The sequence below is a fragment of the Oleiphilus sp. HI0123 genome (genome assembly GCF_001635315.1).
The window spans coordinates 1-1,742 of the sequence record NZ_LWGE01001628.1 but is presented as its reverse complement, the minus strand read 5'-3'; the positions used below and the strand labels follow the sequence as shown (position 1 = coordinate 1,742).

Below are 1,742 nucleotides of genomic sequence, written 5' to 3'. Positions count from 1 at the left end.
TTTACAAACGCCAACTTTTAAAAAAGCAGTAAAGAAATTAAAACCTAACCAGAAGAAAGACTTGGATAATGCTGTAAAAGAGCTTGTTAAAGACCCACTTTTAGGTGAGCAGAAACGAGGTGATCTTGCATTTCTTAGAGTTTATAAATTTAAGATGATTAAGCAACTTACGTTACTTGGCTATAGCTATGACGAAGGTGTACTTACCCTTGAGTTGATGGCATTAGGTTCACACGAAAACTTCTACAGGGATATCAAACGTACCTTTTAGTTTGGTGTGCCCCACGAAAAGTGGACAGTTATAACTACGCAACTAACGCAGTTCGATTTTCAAATTCAACAGGACTTATATTCCCTATAGCTGAGTGTCTTCTCTTTCGATTATAAAAGACTTCAATGTAGGTAAATATACCTGTTCTTGCTTCATCCATCGACTGGTAATTCTTTGCATAAATCAATTCAACTTTTAGTCGACTAAAGAAAGATTCCATCGGTGCATTATCCCAACAGTTTCCTTTACGACTCATACTCTGCTTAAGCTGACTATTCGCGACAAAGTCGACATAACCTTGTGCGCGATACTGAACACCGCGATCAGAGTGTAATATAAGGCCAGGTTTAGGTTTTCTTCTTGCGAGAGCAACACTTAGCGCTTTTGTCACGAGCGCCTCAGTCATCGTTTCATCAAGCGCCCAACCAACAATGCAACGTGAATATAAATCCATCACAGTAGCCAGATAAAGCCATTTATCCTTAACCCAGATATAAGTGATATCTGTCGTCCACTTTTCATTTGGATGTTTAGCGTTAAAGTCACGCCATAGAATATTTTCAGACACGTTTACCATCGTAAGGCTATGGCGGCTGTATTTAAAACCCTTACCGTTACGCGCCCTAATGCCTTGAGACTTCATAATGTTAGCAATGTAATTCTCTGAACAAGGGTAACCAAGATCGTTTAACTCTTTCGCTATTCTTCTCGATCCATAGCCAGCTTGCGTATTCCGGCGTATCTGATCATCAATTCTGGTATCTGATCACTGATTCTGGAAATCCAGAAAAAGTGATCGAATAAAACCAGAATCAATGGTCGAAAAGTTCCAGAAATGATGATCGGTTAAAACCAGAATGAGTGATCGGAATGGGCCAGAATCTGCAGCCAGCTTCAAAGTCTTCATAGGTATCCAACACTTTAGCTGTCATTAGTTGTCGACGTTTATCGCGGTCACAGATAGAACCCTTGCACCAATTAGCGTAACCAGTGCGTGAGACACGCATAACCCGGCACATTAAAGCCTTGGAATGCTGCTCTTCATACTCTTTGATAATGGCGTACTTCACTCTTGGTTTCTGGCGAAGTACGCCGCAGCCTTTTTTAGGAAATCCATTTCTTCTTGAAGCTGTTTATTCTCTCGCCTTAAACGACGAAGTTCTTCACTCTCATTTTTTGAGTAATCGACGCCATTAACAGAGTTGAATTGTTTATCAGATAAGCGCATAAATTGACGCTTCCAGTTCGCGATTTGTTGGGAGCTAATTCCAAGTTCTTTAGCAACTTGAGCTTGAGTGACGCCCGGTTTTTCGCAGCGTTTCACTGCTTCTTTTCGGAATTCTTCAGAGTAAGCTTGAGTTTTTTTACGTGCCATGAGCACCTCCACATAAGGTCTATATAACTATAGTAGGGTGTACACTAATTGTTGGGCACTCGGAAACCTAGACATAATGACTCCCCACGTCCCAAA

The 1,742-nt window shown here is 40.9% G+C and carries 4 protein-coding genes; 1 reads left to right on the top strand and 3 read right to left on the bottom strand.

The genetic code is table 11. The annotated features are described in order from the left end of the window. Positions 1–271 (top strand): type II toxin-antitoxin system RelE/ParE family toxin (locus A3761_RS21890; protein WP_068750874.1); only part of this gene is annotated, 271 nt, incomplete at its 5' end. 34 nt (positions 272–305) lie between these two features. Here the strand turns inward: A3761_RS21890 and A3761_RS21885 are convergent. The 3 genes from A3761_RS21885 to A3761_RS21875 all read right to left on the bottom strand — a co-directional run bounded on the left by A3761_RS21885 (position 306) and on the right by A3761_RS21875 (position 1,646). Further along, entirely contained in the window at positions 306–1,013 is a 708-nt protein-coding gene (locus A3761_RS21885) for an IS3 family transposase (RefSeq protein ID WP_255374958.1), read from the bottom strand. A gap of 70 nt (positions 1,014–1,083) precedes the next feature. Continuing rightward, the gene (locus tag A3761_RS21880) at positions 1,084–1,341 is read right to left on the bottom strand and encodes a hypothetical protein (protein ID WP_068553031.1); all 258 of its coding nucleotides are present in this window, start codon (positions 1,339–1,341) and stop codon (positions 1,084–1,086) included. Continuing rightward, a complete protein-coding gene (locus A3761_RS21875) occupies positions 1,338–1,646 on the bottom strand; it encodes a transposase (protein ID WP_068553100.1) in 309 nt (102 codons plus the stop codon). Before A3761_RS21875 ends, A3761_RS21880 begins: the two co-directional genes overlap by 4 nt. Positions 1,647–1,742 lie beyond the last annotated feature (96 nt).

Coding starts and splice junctions, on each gene's coding strand:
- A3761_RS21875 (WP_068553100.1), bottom strand. CDS start 1,646: ATGGCACGTAAAAAAACTCAAGCTTACTCTGAAGAATTCCGAAAAGAA.